Here is a 22571-nt window from a genome sequence, read left to right on the forward strand (position 1 = left end):
TGCCCCCTCCCACCTGCACTGCCCAAAGTGAGACGCAAGGAACTGTCGCTCGGGGCCGTCGCCCGAGCGACGTTTTACGGCGTGTCACTCTCATTGGGCACCGATTCGTCGTCCACAAGCTCGCTCCATCGCGCGTTGTGCACCGATCGCCGGCCACCCCGCGCGGGCAGACGCACCGTTCGACACAGTCGACGTATGCTCACTCCGCTTCCCGATCGCTTCGTCAACCGCGCCTTCACTGTCACCGAGGCTGCCGAGGCGGGGCTCAGTCCGAGACGGCTACGCGCCTCTGACCTCGCGATGCCCTTTCCGCATGTGCGGGTCCCGTCGAGCTGGCTCGCGCAGAGCGCCACGACAACGGTCGCCGAGAAGGTAACGGCAAAGCGTCGTCGCGTCGTCGCTTTCGCACAGGCTTATCTCACGCGGATGCCGAAGAACGGCGTGTGCTCGGGAATGACGGCGGCGTACCTCCACAGCATCCCGCTGCCCCTGCGCTTTCTCGACGACGACAGGCTCGACTTCAGCGTTCCTTACGGAGCCCGTGCCCCTCAGCATCGTGGCGTCGTCGGTCACTGCATTTCGGGCACGCGCGGTGACATCACGGACGTCGACGGAATTCCCGTGACGACCCTCGAGCGCACCTGGTGCGATCTCGCGGCGGTGCTCGATGTGCCAGACCTCGTCGCCGCGGGCGATGCGCTGATTCACCACAGCTCGCCGCGCTCAACAACGCGAGCTCTCGCCGAAGCCGCCGGCCAGTATCCGACGACACGGTGGCGTGCCCGCCGCTCCGAGGCTCTGACTCTCTTCAATGACCGCGCTGAGTCTCCGCGTGAGTCGAGGCTCCGTGTGCACCTCGTGCGCGCGGGACTCCCTATGCCTGCGGTCAATCCGACGGTCTTTTACAACGGCGCATTCATGGGCCGCGTCGACATGCTGTATCTCGAGTGGGCGCTCATCATCGAGTACGAGGGGGAGCAGCACCTCACCGACGTTCGACAGTGGCGCAAAGACATTGACCGCGTCAACGATTTTGCCGACATCGGTCTGCGGACGATCCGTGCGACAGCGGCCGACGATCGTGACCCGGCAGTATTGATCGAGAGGATTCGAGCACACATTGCCACGCGGGAGCGCGCCATTACGCATGACCCGAACCTCAGCCTTCGGTTTTGAACGAAACGTCGTTCTGCATGATCGCCGTCCCATGCGCTCGCATTGTCACCCGATGCGCGTTGCCCAGGGACGGTCAATGCCGGCCGCGGAACGGCTTGGGGTCGTCCTGCTAACGTTGACCACATGTGCTCCCTGTGATGACTGTCTTCGACTTTTCCGGCTTCATGCCGCACGTCTCACAGGATCGGACACAACTATGCAGCACTCACTTCCACTCTCAGGCAAGACCGCTTTGGTCACGGGCGTTTCTCGCCGCCGCGGCATTGGTTTCAGCGTCTCCCGCAAACTTGCGTCGCTCGGCGCCAGCATCGTGATTCATCATCACCAGCCACATGATGAACGATTGCCGTGGGGCGGAGACAATCTTGACGCCGTGCGTGACGGCATCCGCTGCCTCATGACCGATGATGCGCTATTCCGCGATGTCAGCTCCGATCTGACCGATGTGCCGACCATTTCGGTAGTGCTTGATGCAGCGTATGGCCTCACGGGCAACGTGGACATCGTCGTCTGCAACCATGCGCGCAGCGGAGACGACGGCAGCATTCTCGATATGACTCCCGATCGGCTTGATGCGTTCTGGAACACCAACACGCGGTCGACCATTCTGCTCACCGCCGAATATGCCCGGCGTGTCTCAGGGCTCGGGAGCGCTGAGCCGCTGCGGCCTGGAGACCCCGTCCCATTCCAGGGGCCTTTCGACGAACCGGTCGGACGTGTCTTCTGGATGACGTCGGGGCAGATTCACGGCGCGATGCCGGGCGAGGTCGCCTACGCGACAAGCAAGGCAGCGCTTGCCGGGGTGACGAAGACGGTTGCCGCGGAGCTGATGCGCGTCGGGATCACCCTCAACACGATCGACCCCGGTCCGGTGAACACGGGCTACCTTGATGCCGATAAGACAGACCGCGAACTCGCCGCGCTCCACGAATACATGGAGACGCTGCCATTCGGACGGTTCGGCGCTCCGTCTGATCCCGCCGAGCTTATTGGCTGGCTCGCCTCGCCTGGCGGCCAATGGGTCGTCGGGCAGATTCTGACCAGTGACGGCGGCTTCAGCCTGGGGTGAGAGAAAGGATGCCGGGGCGACCATCGTGTTTATACCTGAGAGAATGCCGATCGTCAAGAACCGCAGTGGACACGGCGCGTCAAACGACATACACTTGATCTTTGCGCTCCCTGACGTTCTACCATGCCTTCATATTGCGGTCGGCCCAGTGCTTCGTGTTTCGCATGACGCACGACTTCACATGGCGTGAGGCGAGTACTCCATTACTAACAGTAACTTGGCCCGACGGGGCCCACGGAGGTTATTACCCTTGGCTGCTGCGCGCAACGCAACCACCACCACATCCAAGAACGGCCGTAACGCATCTCGGCCTTCATTCGCCAAGATCAGTGACACGCTGACCGTCCCAGATCTTCTGGCACTGCAGACGGAGAGTTTCGACTGGCTTGTCGGCAACGACAACTGGAAGGACCGCGTCGAGAACGCGGCGGAATCTGACCGCAAGGACCTGCCGAACGATTCGGGTCTCGAGGAGATCTTCGAGGAGATCTCTCCGATCGAGGACCTCGGCGAGACGATGCAGCTGTCGTTCGCCAACCCGTACCTCGAGCCCGAGAAGTACTCGATCGAGGAGTGCACCGAGCGCGGTAAGACATATGCCGCTCCGCTGTACGTCGAGGCTGAGTTCATGAACCACCTCACGGGTGAGATCAAGACTCAGACGGTGTTCATGGGCGACTTCCCGCTTATGACGGAGAAGGGCACGTTCATCATCAACGGCACCGAGCGTGTCGTCGTGTCCCAGCTCGTTCGCAGCCCCGGCGTGTACTTCGATCGCACACCAGAGAAGACAAGCGACAAGGATGTCTTCTCTGCGCGCATCATTCCGAGCCGCGGTGCATGGCTTGAGTTTGAAATCGACAAGCGCGATCAGGTTGGCGTGCGCGTCGACCGCAAGCGCAAGCAGTCGGTGACGACGTTCCTCAAGGCCCTCGGCATGACGAGCGAAGAGATCCTCGCCGAGTTCGCTGGCTATGAGTCGATCGCGAGCACGCTCGAGAAGGATCCGATCCTCACGAAGGAAGACGCACTTCGCGACATCTACCGCAAGCTGCGTCCGGGTGAGCAGGTTGCCGCTGAGGCAGCTCGCGCGCTCCTCGACAACTTCTACTTCAACCCGAAGCGTTACGATCTCGCCAAGGTCGGCCGCTACAAGATCAACAAGAAGCTTGGTCTTGAAGCGCCGCTCAGCGATTCGGTGCTCACGGTTGAAGACGTCGTCGCGACGATCAAGTACCTTGTTCGCCTGCACGCAGGTGAGACGACGTTCGAGGGTGTCCGCAACGGCAAGAGCGCCGACATTCGTCTCGACATCGACGACATCGACAACTTCGGCAACCGCCGCATCCGCGCCGTCGGCGAGCTCATCCAGAACCAGGTTCGCACCGGACTGTCGCGCATGGAGCGCGTTGTGCGTGAGCGCATGACAACGCAGGACATCGAAGCGATTACACCGCAGACTCTGATCAACGTGCGCCCCGTCGTCGCCGCGATCAAGGAGTTCTTCGGAACAAGCCAGCTGTCGCAGTTCATGGACCAGAACAACCCGCTTGCCGGTCTGACGCACAAGCGTCGTCTCTCGGCTCTTGGGCCGGGCGGCCTGTCGCGTGAGCGCGCTGGCGTCGAGGTTCGTGACGTTCACCCGTCGCACTACGGCCGCATGTGCCCGATCGAGACCCCTGAAGGCCCGAACATCGGTCTGATCGGCTCGCTCGCCACGTTCGCCCGCATTAACGCGTTCGGCTTCATCGAGACGCCGTACCGTCGCATCGTGAAGGGCAAGGTCACCGAGAAGGTCGACTACCTCACCGCGATGGAAGAAGAGGACTACATCGTCGCTCAGGCCAACGCGGTTTTGAACGATGACAGCACCTTCCGCGACGACCGCGTCCTTGCCCGCAAGGAAGACGGCGAGGTCGACCTCGTTCCCGTTGACGAGATCGCGTACATGGACGTCTCTCCGCGCCAGATGGTATCGGTCGGTACGTCGCTGATTCCGTTCCTCGAGCACGACGATGCAAACCGCGCACTCATGGGCGCGAACATGCAGCGTCAGGCTGTGCCGCTGCTGCGCAGCGAGTCGCCGTACGTCGGAACGGGTATGGAAGGCTTCGCTGCTATCGACGCCGGCGAGGTCATCTCAGCTGAAAAGGCTGGCGTCGTCTCGCGAGTATCCGCAGACAGCGTGACGCTCCAGCTCGACGAGGGTGGCACCAAGACGTACTACCTCGACAAGTTCCTCCGTTCAAACCAGGGCAACAGCTACAACCACCGAGTCATCGTCAACGAGGGAGACCGCGTTGAGGCTGGCGAGGTCGTCGCTGACGGTCCCTCGACAGAGAATGGCGAGCTTGCACTCGGCAAGAACCTGCTCGTTGCATTCATGCCGTGGGAGGGCCTCAACTTCGAGGACGCCATTATCCTCAGCCAGAACGTGGTGAAAGACGACACCCTCAGCTCGATTCACATCGAGGAGTACGAGGTCGACGCTCGCGACACCAAGCTCGGCAAGGAAGAGATCACGCGTGATCTGCCCAACGTGAGCCCTGACCTGCTCAAGGATCTCGATGAGCGCGGAGTTATCCGCATCGGCGCCGAAGTTCACCCCGGTGACATTCTCGTCGGCAAGGTCACGCCGAAGGGCGAGACCGAGCTCAGCGCTGAAGAGCGACTGCTTCGCGCAATCTTCAACGAGAAGAGCCGCGAGGTGCGCGACACGAGCCTCAAGGTTCCTCACGGTGAGAACGGAACGGTCATTGCCGTCAAGGAGTTCGACGCAGAAGAAGGAGACGACGAGCTCGGCTCGGGCGTCAACCGCCGCGTCGTTGTCTACATCGCTCAGAAGCGCAAGATCACCGAGGGCGACAAGCTCGCCGGACGCCACGGAAACAAGGGCGTCATCTCGAAGATCCTGCCGGTGGAGGACATGCCGTTCCTCTCCGATGGAACTCCGGTCGACATCATCCTCAACCCGCTTGGCATTCCTGGCCGCATGAACTTCGGCCAGGTGCTTGAGACGCACCTCGGCTGGATCGCCAACCAGGGCTGGAAGGTTGAGGGCAACCCGGAGTGGGCACAGGGCCTACCGGCAGAAACCCGCGAGGGCGAGCCCGGTACCAAGGTTGCTACGCCGGTCTTCGACGGTGCTGAAGAGCACGAGATCGCTGGCCTGCTTGACGCGACCCTCCCGAACCGCGACGGTGAGCGCATGATCACCTCGACCGGAAAGACCCGTCTCTTCGACGGTCGTTCGGGCGAGCCGTTCCCCGAGCCGGTTTCGGTCGGCTTTATGTACATCCTGAAGCTGCACCACCTGGTCGACGACAAGATCCACGCACGTTCGACGGGACCGTACTCGATGATCACTCAGCAGCCTCTCGGCGGAAAGGCGCAGTTCGGTGGACAGCGCTTCGGCGAGATGGAGGTCTGGGCGCTCGAGGCATACGGTGCGGCCTACGCACTCCAGGAGCTTCTGACGATCAAGTCGGACGACATCCTCGGCCGTGTCAAGGTGTACGAGTCGATCGTCAAGGGCGAGAACATCCAGGAGCCGGGCATTCCCGAGAGCTTCAAGGTGCTCATGAAGGAAATGCAGTCGCTGTGCTTGAACGTCGAGGTACTCTCGGCCGATGGCACCGCGGTAAGCCTGCGCGACACCGACGACGACGCATTCCGCGCCGCCGAGGAGTTGGGCATCAACATTTCCTCCAGGTTCGAGTCCTCGTCGATTGACGAGATCTAAGCGCCTGGCCACTGTAGAAACTTCAGAGAATTTCAGGAGAGAAATTGCTCGACGTAACAACATTTGACGAGCTTCGCATTGGCCTGGCTACCGGCGACGACATCCGTCGTTGGTCGTACGGCGAGGTGAAGAAGCCTGAGACCATCAACTACCGCACACTGAAGCCTGAAAAGGACGGTCTGTTCGGTGAGCAGATCTTCGGACCCAGCCGCGACTGGGAGTGCTCGTGCGGCAAGTACAAGCGCGTGCGCTTCAAGGGCATCGTGTGTGAGCGCTGTGGAGTCGAGGTCACCAAGTCTTCAGTCCGCCGCGAGCGCATGGGCCACATCGAGCTCGCTGCGCCCGTCACGCACATCTGGTACTTCAAGGGCGTTCCTTCGCGACTCGGTTACCTGCTGGACATGGCTCCGAAGGACCTCGAGAAGGTCATCTACTTCGCTGCCTACATGGTGATCAGCGTTGACGAGGAAGCTCGTCACGCAGACATGCCTGGACTCGAGAACGAGCTTCGGCTCGAGCTCAAGACGCTCTCCGATCAGCGTGACGCGCAGATCGCCGATCGTCTGAAGAAGCTCGAAGACGCCCTCGCCGCTCTGGAAGAAGAGGGCGCGAAGGCCGACCAGAAGCGCCGCACAAAGGACGCCGCTGAGAAAGAAATGACTCAGCTCCGCAAGTCCTACGACGAGCAGATCAACCAACTTGAGCGTGTGTGGGAAGACTTCCGCAACCTCAAGGTGGGCGAGCTCAAGCCGGAAGACGCCGTGTTCCACGAGCTGCAGGACCGCTACGGCCTGTACTTCGAGGCGCACATGGGCGCCGAGGGTGTGCAGAAGCGTCTTGCGAGCTTCGACCTCGCGGCCGAAGCCGAGTCGCTTCACCTTCAGATCGCTGAGGGCAAGGGTCAGAAGAAGATCCGTGCCATTAAGCGACTCAAGGTCGTCAATGCATTCCTGCAGACGAGCGTCTCGCCTGCCGCAATGGTTCTTGACGTTGTGCCGGTCATTCCGCCAGAGCTGCGCCCGATGGTTCAGCTCGACGGTGGTCGCTTCGCAACGAGTGACTTGAACGACCTCTACCGTCGCGTGATCAACCGCAACAACCGTCTCCGTCGACTGCTTGACCTCGGTGCTCCCGAGATCATCGTCAACAACGAGAAGCGGATGCTGCAGGAGGCCGTTGACGCGCTCTTTGACAACGGACGTCGCGGCCGTCCCGTCACGGGAACCGGTAACCGCGCGCTCAAGTCGCTGAGCGACATGCTCAAGGGCAAGCAGGGCCGTTTCCGCCAGAACCTTCTCGGTAAGCGCGTTGACTACTCTGGCCGTTCGGTCATCGTCGTCGGGCCGCAGCTCAAACTGCACCAGTGTGGTCTGCCGAAGCAGATGGCGCTCGAGCTGTTCAAGCCGTTCGTCATCAAGCGCCTGATCGACCTGAGCCACGCTCAGAACATCAAGGCAGCGAAGCGCATGGTCGAGCGTGCCCGTCCCGAGGTCTGGGACGTTCTCGAGGAGATCATTCGCGAGCGTCCGGTTCTGCTGAACCGCGCGCCGACTCTGCACCGTCTGGGCATCCAGGCGTTCGAGCCGCAGCTCGTCGAGGGCAAGGCAATCCAGCTTCACCCGCTCGTCTGTGCAGCGTTCAACGCTGACTTCGACGGTGACCAGATGGCCGTGCACCTTCCGTTGTCGGTTGAGGCTCAGGCTGAGGCTCGTGTGCTCATGCTCGCGTCCAACAACATCCTGAAGCCGTCAGACGGCCGCCCGGTCACCCTGCCCAGCCAGGACATGATCATCGGTCTGCATCACCTCACGACGCTCACCGAGGGCGCTGTAGGCGAGGGCCGCGCGTTCTCGAGCATCGCCGAGGCGATCCTCGCGCATGACCAGCACTCGCTGCACCTCAACGCGAAGATCCGCATTCGCCTCAACGGGCTGCACTTCCGTGCGGGGGATGAGCCCGAGGGCTTCGTGCAGGGTGAGCCGTTCATCTTCGACACGACGCTTGGTCGCGCGATCTTCAACGAGGCCATGCCTGAGGACTACCCGTTCGTCAACGAGGTTGCCGACAAGGGCAAGCTCTCGTCGATCGTCAACGACCTCGCCGAGCGATACTCAAAGACCGACACCGCCACAACCCTTGATAACATCAAGGATGCTGGTTTCTACTGGGCGACTCGCTCAGGAGTGACTGTCGCACTCAGCGACATTCTCACTCCGGCGAGCAAGAAGGACATCGTCGCCAAGTACGAGAAGCAGGCGGCGAAGGTTCAGAGCCAGTTCGACAAGGGACTCACGACAGACGCCGAGCGTCGTCAAGAGCTCATCAAGATCTGGACCGAGGCGACAGACGAAGTTGCTCAGGCCATGCGCGACGCATTCCCTGCAGACAACACCATCAACCGCATGGTGTCATCTGGGGCACGTGGTAACTGGCTGCAGATTCGCAACATCGCCGGTATGCGTGGTCTGGTGAACGATCCCAAGGGTGGCATCATTCCGCGCCCGATCATCTCGAGCTACCGCGAGGGCCTCTCGGTTGCCGAGTACTTCATCGCAACTCACGGTGCCCGAAAGGGTCTTGCTGACACCGCTCTCCGTACCGCGGACTCCGGTTACCTGACGCGCCGACTCGTCGACGTCTCGCAGGATGTCATCGTTCGCGAGAAGGACTGTGGCACTTCGAAGGGTCTCGAGCTTCCGATCGCCGCGTTCGACTCGCAGGGCACGCTCGTTCGTGACCCGAACGTCGAGAACTCGGTGTTCGCTCGCTCGCTCGCAGCCGACGTTGTCGACAGCGAAGGTGGAGTCGTAGCATCCGCGGGCGACGACGTGGGCGACGTTCTGATCGAGCGTCTCGTCGAGGCCGGCATTGAGACGATCAAGGTTCGCTCCGTGCTCAGCTGTGAGTCGAGCATCGGCGTCTGCGCCGCATGCTACGGCCGTTCGCTGGCAACGGGCAAGCTCGTCGACATTGGTGAGGCAATCGGAACGATCGCCGCACAGTCGATTGGTGAGCCGGGAACCCAGCTCACGATGCGTACGTTCCACACGGGTGGTTCGGCATCGGCTGACGACATCACGCAGGGTCTTCCCCGTGTGCAGGAGCTGTTCGAGGCTCGTACTCCCAAGGGTGCGACTCCGATCGCCGAGGCAGCTGGTCGCGTGACGATTGAAGAGACGGACAAGAGCCGAAAGGTCATCTTGACCCCGGACAACGGCGACGAGCCGGTCATCTACCCGGTTCTGAAGCGTGTCACGCTTCTCATCGAGGATGGCGAGCACGTCGAGTTGGGGCAACCGCTTCACGTCGGTGCGACCGACCCCAAGGAGGTTCTGCGCGTGCAGGGCGTCCGCGAGGTTCAGCGGCACCTCGTTGGTGGAGTGCAGGGCGTCTACCGTTCGCAGGGTGTGCCGATTCACGACAAGCACATCGAAGTCATCGTGCGCCAGATGCTCCGCAAGGTCACCGTGGTCGACCACGGCGACACGGATCTTCTGCCTGGTGAGCTCGTTGACCGTTCGCGGTACAACGAGTTCAACCGTGCCGCGCTGGCCGAGGGCAAGCGCACCGCGTCTGCTCGTCAGGAAGTCATGGGTATCACCAAGGCTTCGCTTGCGACCGAGTCGTGGCTGTCCGCGGCATCCTTCCAGGAGACGACTCGCGTGCTGACGCAGGCCGCTATGGAGGGCAAGCGTGATCCGCTGATCGGTCTCAAGGAGAACGTCATCATCGGTAAGCTCATCCCGGCTGGTACGGGGCTTGCGAAGTACCGCAATGTCTCTGTCGAGGCGACGGAAGAGGCCAAGGCCGAGCGTTACCCGAACCGCATTTTCGCGGATGACGGTGCGTTCAGTGAGTCCGACCTGTCGTTCGTCGACTTCGACAGCTTCTCGAGCGACGACTTCAATCCGGGCACGTACAGCTAAAACATGCCGAACGACAGCGGAGGGTCTCCATACGGAGGCCCTCCGCTTCGTTGCGTCTGGCCTCGACGCGATGTTTGCGCCCGCCATGTGCACGTGCAGGAACAGTGGCTGTGCGGCGGGATAAGATCGGGTTGAACGAGGCGACAAGGAGACCGGGCATGACGGATGAGGGTGACAGCCGCACGGTTACGCGTCGATGGTTCATCATCTCCACCATCGTGATCGCCGTACTCGTTGTCGCAAGCGGCGCACTCGTCTCCACTCTGGTGTCAGGCAGCGCTGAAGACGCTGCTCCGGCTCCGAAGGAACAACCTGCCGCTCCGGAGCGACCGCTTCCCGACAACCAGCCGTCTGCCGTTCTCGCGGGACCGAACCCGACATCGTGCGAGCAGATCTATTCAGAGGGAATGTATAGCTACCTCACCGGTACGGGGATGCCGTTGAACGACCAGTCGGTCGACGACAATGTGGGTAGCCACGACGACGATTTGGCTGCCGTGATCAACGGTGCGGAGCACCTGGATTGCAGCTGGGGTTTCGCCGGTGACTACGGCCTCACGACGAGTATTACACGCCTGGATGCTGACACGATGCAAGCAGTGCGAGATCGCATGACCGAACTCGGCTATAACTGCGAAGACGAAGACGGCGGCACGCGTTGCCTCACATCGGGCACGGAAGGCGGAAATCGCTATGGCGAGTCGCACTTCTTGCGAGACGGGCTCTGGGTGGCGACGGCCTGGGTGAATTTCGCACCTAACAACTACACTCCCGATATCGTGCACATCCTCTGGCCCGACACGGCAGACGCTGCCTGAGCGTTGTCGACGAAACATCCGACACGCCCCGAGCACTGCCCGGGTGATTCTCCCGCGCAGTAGAGTGACCGCACGTGGACACGACCGCCGAGGAGGCTGCTATGAGCGACCCCGACTCGACTTCGAGCGATCCGAAGCCGGAGAATCGAACGGAAACAGGGCACACAGCGCCGGAGCCTCACGCGGACGATCAGACGTCGCCTGCTCATGGGGCGCCGCAGATGCCGCCGGAGGCGCAGGAGCAACCCCCGAGCACACCTGAGCCCTCTGAATCGGCGCCGCCCTCGAACCACTCCGATGGTGCAGAGCACGCGGCGCCAGCTCTCGGCTCCCAGGATGCCGCTGCAGCACCGCTCTCCAACACGTCGCCGCACGGATCGGAGCACGCCTCATCTGGCGTCAGCGGGTCCGAAGACGCGCCGACAGAAGCATATCCATACGAACGCCAGCAGGCATCGTGGCAGCATTCGCCAGACCACGCTGTCACAGACGCCTACTCTGACTCGACGCCGACGGAACACGTCTTGACAGGGCCCGAACCCACTCGTGCGCACGACACTCGAGAGCCCGCTGCGCCTGCGCCCACCGCGTGGGAAAGTTCCCCGCAGCACGTGGAAGTGGCCGAAGCACCGAAGCGCAGGGGCAACCGCTGGGCCGGAATCGGCATTGGAATTATTCAGGCTCTGATTTTCGCTGCAGCATTGTTCGGAGTGCTGGTCTTACTCGACCTCCTGGCAGGCGAGCAGATCGATCTTCTGGGCACTCTTCTTTCGCCTGCACTTCTCATCTCCGTTGGAATGTTCTTCCTCGCGCTGATCATTGTGGCGCTTCTTGTCAATCGTGCGGGGTGGTGGGCCTGGATTCTCGGCGGACTGCTTATCGCGGCGTTCGCCTACGCTGGCTGGATCGGCGGCCTTCTCGTCCAAGAGGCCATGGACGTGCCATCGAACCGCGTGCTCGAGTTTGTCTGGGACAACCTTCTGACGTGGCCGTCTGTCGCGGCGTTCATTCTTGGCCGAGAAGTGCCGATCTGGTTCGGAGCATGGACCTCCGCTCGCGGCCGCAAAGTAGCGGCACGCAATCGTGCGGCCCGAGACGAGTACGAGCGGCAGCTCGACGAGGGTGGTGCTGCATACCGCTGATCGTTGACTCGACTGGCGGGTGTAACGCCCGTCGGGAGTCGCGTGCCAGGCGTCGTCAAGACGGCATACATCGAGGGCTCCAACCGCGGCATTCCGGGCGACACGCCCGGGCTGCTTATCTGATTTGTGGCACGGGCCCGCTGTGCGTAAAGTATTCATCTGTCGCCACAAAGGTACTGAAGAGCCGAAGAGCTCCAGGCCTCAATCGGCGAAATCATCCCGAGTTCTGATTCAGAGCTTGTTGAGTCGTGTTTCACGACCTAGGATGGAAAACTCACCCCGAGACGCAATGGCCGCGCAGGGTTCGGTTTTACAACGAGTCTGTCAAGACTTTTTGTGGTTCCGGCGTGTGGCTTGAAGGGCAGCTCGGGTGTGGTAAGATTGCAAGGTTGCTCCAGAGTGATGTGCTTCCGGTTGGGGGTGTTGATTTTTGGGTGCGTCTGGTCCTTGAGAACTCAATAGCGTGCACATGTCAAATGCCAATTATTTGAACCTCGGCCTCGCGTTTTGTGGGGTTGGGATTCCTTTGAAATTGATTGATTGATAGCGAATGTCAGTTTTGATGTTTGTTTTGTCATGATTGAACTCGTGTTTCGCCTCTTTTTGGGGTGTTTCGCGTTGATGTTTTGCTGGCCTTTTTTGGTCAGTGTTTATGCATTTACGGAGAGTTTGATCCTGGCTCAGGACGAACGCTGGCGGCGTGCTTAACACATGCAAGTCGAACGATGATGCTGGAGCTTGCTCTGGTGGATTAGTGGCGAACGGGTGAGTAACACGTGAGTAACCTGCCCCTGACTCTGGGATAAGCGCTGGAAACGGTGTCTAATACTGGATATGACTCATGGCCGCATGGTCTGTGGGTGGAAAGGGTTTTACTGGTTGGGGATGGACTCGCGGCCTATCAGCTTGTTGGTGAGGTAATGGCTCACCAAGGCGACGACGGGTAGCCGGCCTGAGAGGGTGACCGGCCACACTGGGACTGAGACACGGCCCAGACTCCTACGGGAGGCAGCAGTGGGGAATATTGCACAATGGGCGAAAGCCTGATGCAGCAACGCCGCGTGGGGGATGACGGCCTTCGGGTTGTAAACCTCTTTTGTCGAGGAAGAAGCTTTTAGGAGTGACGGTACTCGGAGAAAAAGCACCGGCTAACTACGTGCCAGCAGCCGCGGTAATACGTAGGGTGCGAGCGTTGTCCGGAATTATTGGGCGTAAAGAGCTCGTAGGCGGTTTGTCACGTCTGCTGTGAAATCTGGAGGCTCAACCTCCAGCCTGCAGTGGGTACGGGCAGACTAGAGTGCGGTAGGGGAGATTGGAATTCCTGGTGTAGCGGTGGAATGCGCAGATATCAGGAGGAACACCGATGGCGAAGGCAGATCTCTGGGCCGCTACTGACGCTGAGGAGCGAAAGGGTGGGGAGCAAACAGGCTTAGATACCCTGGTAGTCCACCCCGTAAACGTTGGGAACTAGATGTGGGGGCCTTTCCACGGTCTCCGTGTCGCAGCTAACGCATTAAGTTCCCCGCCTGGGGAGTACGGCCGCAAGGCTAAAACTCAAAGGAATTGACGGGGGCCCGCACAAGCGGCGGAGCATGCGGATTAATTCGATGCAACGCGAAGAACCTTACCAAGGCTTGACATATACGAGAACGCTGCAGAAATGTAGTTCTCTTTGGACACTCGTATACAGGTGGTGCATGGTTGTCGTCAGCTCGTGTCGTGAGATGTTGGGTTAAGTCCCGCAACGAGCGCAACCCTCGTTCTATGTTGCCAGCACGTAATGGTGGGAACTCATGGGATACTGCCGGGGTCAACTCGGAGGAAGGTGGGGATGACGTCAAATCATCATGCCCCTTATGTCTTGGGCTTCACGCATGCTACAATGGCCAGTACAATGGGCGGCGATACCGTGAGGTGGAGCGAATCCCAAAAAGCTGGTCCCAGTTCGGATCGTAGTCTGCAACTCGACTACGTGAAGTCGGAGTCGCTAGTAATCGCAGATCAGCAACGCTGCGGTGAATACGTTCCCGGGCCTTGTACACACCGCCCGTCAAGTCATGAAAGTCGGTAACACCCGAAGCCGGTGGCCTAACCCCTTGTGGGAGGGAGCTGTCGAAGGTGGGACCGGTAATTAGGACTAAGTCGTAACAAGGTAGCCGTACCGGAAGGTGCGGCTGGATCACCTCCTTTCTAAGGAGCAACTGGCACCGTTTGGTGTCCAGCAGGCTGTTTCAGGACCGAATGTGTTCTGACGGCTGCTCATGGGTGGAACATTTGATATGGCCGGTCTGGTGGCTGGGTTGTTGGAGTACGCCTCTTTTGGGGGTGGGAAACAGTGGTCTGGTTGTTGGGTTGGCGTGCACGTTATTGGGTCCTGAGGGACCAGGCAGGCTCACCTTTTGGTGGGGTTGCGGGTTTCTCGGATCGTGGGTGGTTTCTTTTTTGGGGACTGCTTTCGGTACCGACCGTACGTTGAGAACTACACAGTGGACGCGAGCATCTTAGAAACACATTTTTGTGTTTCATAACATGGTCTAAATTTTTCTTATTTATAAGATTTATTTCGATTCATACTCATGTTGTATCAAGTTTCTAAGAGCAAACGGTGGATGCCTTGGCATCTGGAGCCGAAGAAGGACGTCGTAATCTGCGATAAGCCTCGGGGAGCTGATAAACGAGCTTTGATCCGAGGATTTCCGAATGGGGAAACCCGGCTGGGGCCCTTTGGGGTGCCTGGTCACTCCCGTCTGAATGTATAGGGCGGGGTGAGGGAACGTGGGGAAGTGAAACATCTCAGTACCCACAGGAAGAGAAAACAATAGTGATTCCGGTAGTAGTGGCGAGCGAACCCGGATCCGGCTAAACCGGTCATGTGTGATACCTGTCAGGGGTTGCATGGTCGGGGTTGTGGGACTTTTCTCATCATGCTGACATGTGGTGGGCGTTGAGAGTGGTATAGGCGAACGGTTTTGAACGGCCGGTCAGAGAGGGTGCGAACCCCGTAGCCGAAATGCCATGATCGCGTGAAGAGTATCCCAAGTAGCACGGGGCCCGAGAAATCCCGTGTGAATCTGTCAGGACCACCTGATAAGCCTAAATACTCCCAGATGACCGATAGCGGACAAGTACCGTGAGGGAAAGGTGAAAAGTACCCCGGGAGGGGAGTGAAATAGTACCTGAAACCGTTTGCTTACAATCCGTTGGAGCAGCCTTGTAGCTGTGACAGCGTGCCTTTTGAAGAATGAGCCTGCGAGTTAGCGATATGTGGCGAGGTTAACCCGTGTGGGGTAGCCGTAGCGAAAGCGAGTCTGAATAGGGCGATTCAGTCGCATGTCCTAGACCCGAAGCGAAGTGATCTATCCATGGCCAGGCTGAAGCGTGTGTAAGAGCACGTGGAGGGCCGAACCCACTTCAGTTGAAAATGGAGGGGATGAGCTGTGGATAGGGGTGAAAGGCCAATCAAACTTCGTGATAGCTGGTTCTCTCCGAAATGCATTTAGGTGCAGCGTTGCGTGTTTCTTTCCGGAGGTAGAGCTACTGGATGGCTAATGGGCCTCAACAGGTTACTGACGTCAGCCAAACTCCGAATGCCGGAAAGTGAGAGCGCAGCAGTGAGACGGTGGGGGATAAGCTTCATCGTCGAGAGGGAAACAACCCAGACCACCATCTAAGGTCCCTAAGCGCGTGCTAAGTGGGAAAGGATGTGGAGTTGCAGAGACAACCAGGAGGTTGGCTTAGAAGCAGCCACCCTTGAAAGAGTGCGTAATAGCTCACTGGTCAAGTGATTCCGCGCCGACAATGTAACGGGGCTCAAGCACGCCACCGAAGTTGTGGCATTGACATTAGTAACTCAGCCGCGGACTTGTTCCGTTGGTTCAGGTGTGTTGATGGGTAGGAGAGCGTCGTGTGGCCGGTGAAGCGGCGGTGTAAACCAGCCGTGGAGGCTACACGAGTGAGAATGCAGGCATGAGTAGCGAAAGACGGGTGAGAAACCCGTCCTCCGGAAGACCAAGGGTTCCAGGGCCAGGTTAATCCGCCCTGGGTAAGTCGGGACCTAAGGCGAGGCCGACAGGCGTAGTCGATGGACAACGGGTTGATATTCCCGTACCGGCGAAGAACCGCCCAAGCTAATCCAGTGGTGCTAAGAGTCCTAGCCGGGGCATTGAAGCTTCCCTTTTCGAAGGGGGTGGATGGTCTCGGTGAACGCTCGACCCCATGCTGGTGCGGTTAGCGTATTAACAGGTGTGACGCAGGAAGGTAGTCGGTCCTGGGCGATGGTTGTCCCAGGCCAAGGCTGTAGGCCGGGAGATAGGTAAATCCGTCTCCCATCAGGCTGAGAGTTGAAGGGGAACCCGTAAAGGGTATGATCCGATGATCCTATGCTGCCAAGAAAAGCATCGACGCGAGGTTCTAGCTGCCCGTACCCCAAACCGACACAGGTGGTCAGGTAGAGAATACTAAGGAGATCGAGAGAATCGTGGTTAAGGAACTCGGCAAAATGCCCCCGTAACTTCGGGAGAAGGGGGGCCACCCGCTTATACCGCTTGACGCGGGAAAGGGTGTGGTGGCCGCAGAGACCAGTGGGAAGCGACTGTTTACTAAAAACACAGGTCCGTGCCAAGTCGCAAGACGATGTATACGGACTGACGCCTGCCCGGTGCTGGAAGGTTAAGAGGAACGGTCAACCCTTTCGGGGGTGAAGCTGTGAATTTAAGCCCCAGTAAACGGCGGTGGTAACTATAACCATCCTAAGGTAGCGAAATTCCTTGTCGGGTAAGTTCCGACCTGCACGAATGGCGTAACGACTTCCCAGCTGTCTCAACCACGAACTCGGCGAAATTGCATTACGAGTAAAGATGCTCGTTACGCGCAGCAGGACGGAAAGACCCCGTGACCTTTACTACAGCTTGGTATTGGTGTTCGGTGTGGCTTGTGTAGGATAGGTGGGAGACTATGATGCGGGCACGCTAGTGTTCGTGGAGTCGTTGTTGAAATACCACTCTGGTCACTCTGGATATCTAACTTCGAACCGTGATCCGGTTCAGGGACAGTGCCTGGTGGGTAGTTTAACTGGGGCGGTTGCCTCCTAAAGAGTAACGGAGGCGCCCAAAGGTTCCCTCAACCTGGTTGGCAATCAGGTGGCGAGTGTAAGTGCACAAGGGAGCTTGACTGTGAGACTGACAGGTCGAGCAGGGACGAAAGTCGGGACTAGTGATCCGGCAGTGGCTTGTGGAAGCGCTGTCGCTCAACGGATAAAAGGTACCTCGGGGATAACAGGCTGATCTTGCCCAAGAGTCCATATCGACGGCATGGTTTGGCACCTCGATGTCGGCTCGTCGCATCCTGGGGCTGGAGTAGGTCCCAAGGGTTGGGCTGTTCGCCCATTAAAGCGGTACGCGAGCTGGGTTTAGAACGTCGTGAGACAGTTCGGTCCCTATCCGCTGCGCGCGCAGGAAATTTGAGAGGATCTGACCCTAGTACGAGAGGACCGGGTTGGACGAACCTCTGGTATGTCAGTTGTCACGCCAGTGGCATCGCTGATTAGCTACGTTCGGGATGGATAACCGCTGAAAGCATCTAAGCGGGAAGCCGGCCTCGAGATGAGATTTCCATCCCCACTTGTGGGGGAGAGGCTCCCAGTAGACGACTGGGTTGATAGGCCAGATGTGGAAGCACCGCAAGGTGTGGAGCTGACTGGTACTAATAAGCCGATAACTTGATAACACTCATACATGCTGTATGTATCGCGTCCACTTTGTGGTTCCTGACGCACGGTCAGAACCAAACAACACACCCACCACGGGTATGTTCATAACGTAAGCGTCAATGATTGTTACGGCGGTCATAGCGAGAGGGAAACGCCCGGTCACATTCCGAACCCGGAAGCTAAGGCTCTCAGCGCCGATGGTACTGCAGGGGGGACCCTGTGGGAGAGTAGGACACCGCCGGACTTAACCTAAACACAGCGAAGGCCACCCCACACCGGGTGGCCTTCCTGCATTAACCCACAACAACACACGCGACAACAGGCCGCCCTTCACGGGTGGCCTTGTGCGTTAACGGGCGGACGTGCGATGGGGAGGGCTCCCCATCGGCAGTGCAATGCAAGCTCGCTAGGCTTGTTCCTTATGGCGACCCGTACGACGTTCTCCCTTCCCCGATCCCGGGTCGATATCACTGTCACCGGAATGACAGACGTGGGCAGGCGCCGTCGTATCAATGAAGACTCGATCATCATGGCGTCGCCGATTTTCGCCGTCGCCGATGGAATGGGCGGGCACCAGCGTGGCGACGAGGCAAGTCGCGTCGTCGTAGAACAGTTGCAGTTGAGCGTGCGGCCGGGCGAGCCCACGAGTCCTGAGACCGTGTTTACCGGCATCACGGCGGCGAATGCCCGCATCCTCTCGTGGGCTGACGAAGGGGGTTTAGCAGGCAGTACAGTCGCGGGTGTTGCGCTCGTGTCGCTCTCGAGCCAGGCAGACAGCCACTGGATGGTTTTCAACATCGGGGACTCTCGTGTCTACGTACTCGATGGCCAGCGTCTACGTCAGGTGACCGTTGACCATTCGGCCGTCCAAGAACTCATCGATCACGGCCGCATCAGCCCGGCTGAGGCCGCAACGCACCCACAGCGGAACGTTGTCACCCGTGCGGTCGGGGTCGAGGCAGACGCCGATCCAGATGTGTGGCTTCTGCCGGCAGAGGGTCATCAGATGTTCATCATCTGTTCCGATGGGTTGAGCCGTGAAGTTTCCGATGAGGAGATTCGGAGCATTCTTCTGGACGCTCCGGCTGATCCCTCGAAGGCGCTTGTTGACCGCGCAGTCGAGGCGGGCGCGCGAGACAACGTCTCAGCAATCGTGGTCGATGCGCTCTCTGTCGATATGACTCCGCCCAGCCCGGGCTATCATGACACGAGAGGTTTGGGCGCGCTCGAAGAGACTCTGCCGCGCTTGAAGTGAGGATCACATGACGCAGTTCACCTATACCGCGGCGCTCCAGCGCGAATGGGTCGCCATCGCGGCATCCGGTCGGCTTCTGATCGTGCGCATCGACGATGACGCCGACCTTCTCATGCGCGTGAAGCAGCTGGACATTGGATCGCTGACCATTCAGGAGACCCTCGATGCGCTCACCGAGGGTGGGCTGGCGCACACTCCAGCGTTCGGGCTGTGCTTCTGGGTCGCCGGAACGCTGACCGCCGACGGTGTCGGTGTGATCGTGTACGGCGACACTGAGATCAGCGTCACGACGGACGACGAAACCATCACTGTTCGCGCGGCGGGTATCAGCGGCTGGGGCGAGCAGCTGGTCGAGAATGCGACGGGCATCGAGGTGCACGGCGGGGCAGACACCGCCGACGCACTTCCCCTGAGCCAGGGTGCCGCGTGGGTGTCAGGCCTCTCGCTGAACGCTGACGATCAGCATCCGGATGCTTCGCTGCCACCACAGGCAGCCGCCGTGCCCGAGGCCTCAGACGTGAGCGCGAGTGACGCTGATGATCAGAACGACACCGCCGGTGGCTCCGACGACTCAGCCCGTGAAACTCCCTCTCTTGCGCGTGAGCCGGCGAGTGAGCCCAAGCCGGACACCGTCGCCATCGATGAGCCGCTGAAGCATGCTTCCCCCGCGCCAAACGTCGCCCTCGACAACGTCGGCGTCGCACCGAAGCCGGACACTGCCGAGCAGCCGGTCTGGTCCGACGGCGCAGCGTCAGAGCCCGTCGGCGAAGACACGGAGGTGCCCGAGATGACGATCCTGCCCGCCGACGTCGCCGCTCCGATTCCGCTGCCGGAGCCCGACGAGCAGACGATAATGCGTGCACCGGGGCAGCCGATCGCGCCACCGCGCACCGAACCGTTGGGCGACCACGATGGAATGACAGTGCTTGCCGAAGATGTGCGTGCCGCGCGTGACGCTGCACATTTACCCGACGGTGCCAGTGCCCCTGCGCACGACATTCTCGAATACACATATGCGCTCGAGCTTCCGGGCGGCGCCAGGCAGCAGCTTGATGCCCCGGTTGTGCTGGGCCGGGCACCGAGCGTGTCGAACGTGCCGGCCTCTGTTCTGCCGCACCTCGTGACGCTGGCGGGTGACGACATTTCTCGCACTCACGTGCGCGTTGCCGTTGAGGGCGACGCGGTCGTCGTGACCGATCTGCACTCAAGCAACGGCACAGTTGTCGAGGTTCCCGGGCGTTCGCCGCAGCAACTGCGTGGAGGCGAGCCCGTGCCGGTGATCAGCGGAACGGTGATCGATCTCGGGTCAGGCGTAAAGCTGCGAGTGCTCGAGGCATAGGGTGGCACGGCAGGCATCTCAGCCACCGCGCATCCCCGGCCTTGAGGCCGAGCGGCTCCTCGGATCGGGTGGCTTCAGCGACGTCTTTCTCTATCGGCAGGACCTTCCGCGACGCCAGGTTGCCGTCAAGGTGCTCTCGCTTGACGAGGTGACAGAAAGCTCACGCGCTGCATTTGTGGCCGAGGCCAATCTGATGGCCCAGCTGTCTGCACATCCGTATATCGTCACGATCTACAATGCCGCCGTCGCAGACGATGGCCGCCCGTATTTTGTGATGGAGTACTGCCCGGGGCCGAGCCTGTCGCAACAGTATCGTTATCGGCAGTTCACCATTGCCGACGTGCTTCGCACCGGCATCCGCTTGACCAGTGCCGTCGCGACAGCGCACGCCGCCGGAATTCTGCATCGAGATATCAAGCCGGCGAACGTGCTCACAAACGCTTACGGCTGGCCGGCACTGGCCGACTTCGGCATATCGTCCGCCGTCGATGCCGATCATAACCCCGCTGGTGACTCGCAGTCGCTCGGAATGTCGATTCCGTGGTCTCCGCCCGAGATGTTCGCCGATCACCCGGTAGCCGACGTCAGAAGCGACGTGTTCTCGCTCGCAGCGACGGTCTGCACACTGCTGGCCGGGCGGTCGCCCTTTGAAGTGCCGGGGCAGCCGAACGGAGCGATCGACCTGATTGGGCGCATCGAGCGCGGCACAGTGACGCCCCTTGAGCGCACGGACGTTCCGCCATCGCTGCTCGCCGTATTGCGTCGCGGCATGGCATCGCGCCGAGACGATCGGTTTCCCAGCGCGATTGACTTCGGGCGATCGCTGCAGCGTGTCGAACTCGAGCTTTCATACTCGGCCACGCCGCTCGACGTGCCGAACCTCGCGTCGACCAAGCCCCAGAGCGACGAGACGGGCGAGGACGCAACCCGCATTCGCCCGATGACGACAGTGACCCCGAACCGGCAGAACCCATTGCCGCCAGAGCCGGACGGCGACGATGCGACTGTAGCCCGACCGATGAAGCCGGTGGTGGCGCAACCTTCAACTGGCGACGACACGCGCGCTCGCCCACGCCCCGTCACCCCTCAGATCCCCATTCCGGACGACTCCGGTGCGACGGCACGACGAGGCCCAGCGCCCGTGCAGCCGACACAAGCAGACACGGATGCTGCGGCGCAGAGCGACGTCGCTGCAAAGCCGCGTCGGCGCATTCTTCCGCTCGTGATCGGAGCGGTCGCCCTCGTCGTCGTGGGCGGCGGAGTGACGGCATCCCTCTTTCTGGGCGGCCAAGCAAGTACCGACGAGACACAGACTCCGACGGGGAAACCTCTCATCATCACCGAGGTACCGACTCCGGAGGAGCGCGGAATCACGGTGTCGGAGGATGGCTCGAGTGTGACCTTCGAATGGACCAACCCGGAGCCAGAAGACGGTGATGTTTTCGTCTGGTATCGCTCTGACGGTGCAGAGCCCGGAGAGAAGCACGTGATCGCCGAGCCGACGGTCACCATCGGCGGCGTGGCGGATGGCGATAAAGTGTGTGTCACGGTTGTGATCAGCAGATCGACCGGTAAGACGTCCACCGAACCTTTGGAGATGTGCAGCACGTGACGGCACCACGTATCGAATTCTGCGGGGAATGGTACGACGTGAGCCCCGACGAGTTCTTCTACATCGGACGCGAAGGCGACCTTGTCATCGACGACAACCCTTTTCTGCACCGCCAGTTTCTTGCCATTGGGCGTGAGAACGGCATGTACTGGCTCATCAACGTGGGGAATGCGCTCGCCGCAACGGTGACTGACAGTACCGGCCAGGTGCAGGCGTGGCTGGCCCCCGGTGCTCGGCTGCCCGTCGTATTTCGCGAATTGCAGGTTCTCTTCAGTGCCGGCTCGACAACCTATGACTTCACGATTCACATGGACTCGGAGTTCTTCGGAACATCGCCGCTGACATCGGTATCCGGTGGCGAGACGACGGTGGGGCCCATTCATCTGACGAGCAACCAGAGACTGCTGATCCTTGCGCTTGCCGAAGACGTGCTTCGCCAGAACTCTCCGGGACGCGGCGAGATTCCGGCATCCGCTCAGGCCGCGGAGCGGCTGGGCTGGACGCAGACCGCCTTCAACCGCAAGCTCGACAACGTGTGCGACAAGCTTGACCGCTTCGGGGTTCCGGGGCTCAGGGGCGGGCGGGGCAAGCTCGCGACGAACCGGCGGTCGAGGCTCGTCGAGTACGCCGTGTCGACGAGAATGGTCGACCCGAGCGATCTGGTGCTCCTCGACCAGGACACGTCGGCCGGGGGCAGTGGAACCGCAGATCATTAGAACTTTTGTTGGATTGAATAGCATGTTAGGTTAAGCTCCGGCTCAGTGCGCCTTGGGCGGTGCAAGGCG

At 60.4% G+C, this 22571-nt stretch carries 10 protein-coding genes and 3 rRNA genes; all 13 read left to right on the forward strand.

All coding sequences use genetic code 11. The features are described from left to right. The first annotated feature begins 195 nt into the window (after window positions 1-195). The 13 genes from HCR76_RS03260 to HCR76_RS03320 all read left to right on the forward strand — a co-directional run bounded on the left by HCR76_RS03260 (window position 196) and on the right by HCR76_RS03320 (window position 22502). The gene (locus HCR76_RS03260; protein WP_166984742.1) at window positions 196-1176 is read left to right on the forward strand and encodes an endonuclease domain-containing protein; all 981 of its coding nucleotides are present in this window, start codon (window positions 196-198) and stop codon (window positions 1174-1176) included. Between the two features lie 196 nt (window positions 1177-1372). After that, window positions 1373-2245 (forward strand): SDR family oxidoreductase, encoded by an 873-nt coding sequence (locus tag HCR76_RS03265; protein ID WP_166984740.1) that lies wholly within the window; start codon window positions 1373-1375, stop codon window positions 2243-2245. A 250-nt stretch (window positions 2246-2495) separates the two neighbouring features. Beyond that, window positions 2496-5987 (forward strand): DNA-directed RNA polymerase subunit beta, encoded by a 3492-nt coding sequence (gene rpoB, locus HCR76_RS03270; protein WP_166984738.1) that lies wholly within the window; start codon window positions 2496-2498, stop codon window positions 5985-5987. 44 nt (window positions 5988-6031) lie between these two features. Then, window positions 6032-9913, forward strand: coding sequence for a DNA-directed RNA polymerase subunit beta' (locus tag HCR76_RS03275; RefSeq protein ID WP_166984736.1), 3882 nt, complete (start codon window positions 6032-6034; stop codon window positions 9911-9913). A 158-nt stretch (window positions 9914-10071) separates the two neighbouring features. Then, entirely contained in the window at window positions 10072-10731 is a 660-nt protein-coding gene (locus HCR76_RS03280; RefSeq protein WP_166984734.1) for a hypothetical protein, read from the forward strand. Between the two features lie 101 nt (window positions 10732-10832). Beyond that, entirely contained in the window at window positions 10833-11873 is a 1041-nt protein-coding gene (locus HCR76_RS03285) for a cation:proton antiporter family protein (protein ID WP_166984732.1), read from the forward strand. 657 nt (window positions 11874-12530) lie between these two features. Beyond that, window positions 12531-14063 (forward strand): 16S ribosomal RNA (locus HCR76_RS03290). Window positions 14064-14455: 392 nt separating this feature from the next. Beyond that, window positions 14456-17597, forward strand: a 23S ribosomal RNA gene (locus tag HCR76_RS03295). Between the two features lie 110 nt (window positions 17598-17707). After that, window positions 17708-17824, forward strand: a 5S ribosomal RNA gene (gene rrf, locus HCR76_RS03300). The 16S, 23S and 5S rRNA genes sit together here, the layout of an rRNA operon. 177 nt (window positions 17825-18001) lie before the next feature. Continuing rightward, window positions 18002-18835 carry a PP2C family protein-serine/threonine phosphatase gene (locus HCR76_RS03305; RefSeq protein WP_244971472.1) on the forward strand — a complete coding sequence of 278 codons (834 nt, stop codon included), beginning with the start codon at window positions 18002-18004 and terminating at the stop codon, window positions 18833-18835. A 7-nt stretch (window positions 18836-18842) separates the two neighbouring features. Further along, complete coding sequence (locus tag HCR76_RS03310) at window positions 18843-20174, forward strand: FHA domain-containing protein (RefSeq protein ID WP_166988213.1); 1332 nt, start codon at window positions 18843-18845, stop codon at window positions 20172-20174. Window position 20175: 1 nt separating this feature from the next. Continuing rightward, on the forward strand, window positions 20176-21786 hold the full coding sequence (locus HCR76_RS03315) for a serine/threonine-protein kinase (protein WP_166988215.1): 1611 nt from the start codon (window positions 20176-20178) through the stop codon (window positions 21784-21786). Continuing rightward, window positions 21774-22502: a hypothetical protein gene (locus HCR76_RS03320; protein WP_235933920.1), complete on the forward strand. Its 729-nt coding sequence runs from the start codon at window positions 21774-21776 to the stop codon at window positions 22500-22502. Before HCR76_RS03315 ends, HCR76_RS03320 begins: the two co-directional genes overlap by 13 nt. The last annotated feature ends 69 nt before the right edge of the window (window positions 22503-22571 follow it).

This window comes from Paramicrobacterium chengjingii, assembly GCF_011751765.2.
GTDB lineage: Bacteria > Actinomycetota > Actinomycetes > Actinomycetales > Microbacteriaceae > Paramicrobacterium > Paramicrobacterium chengjingii.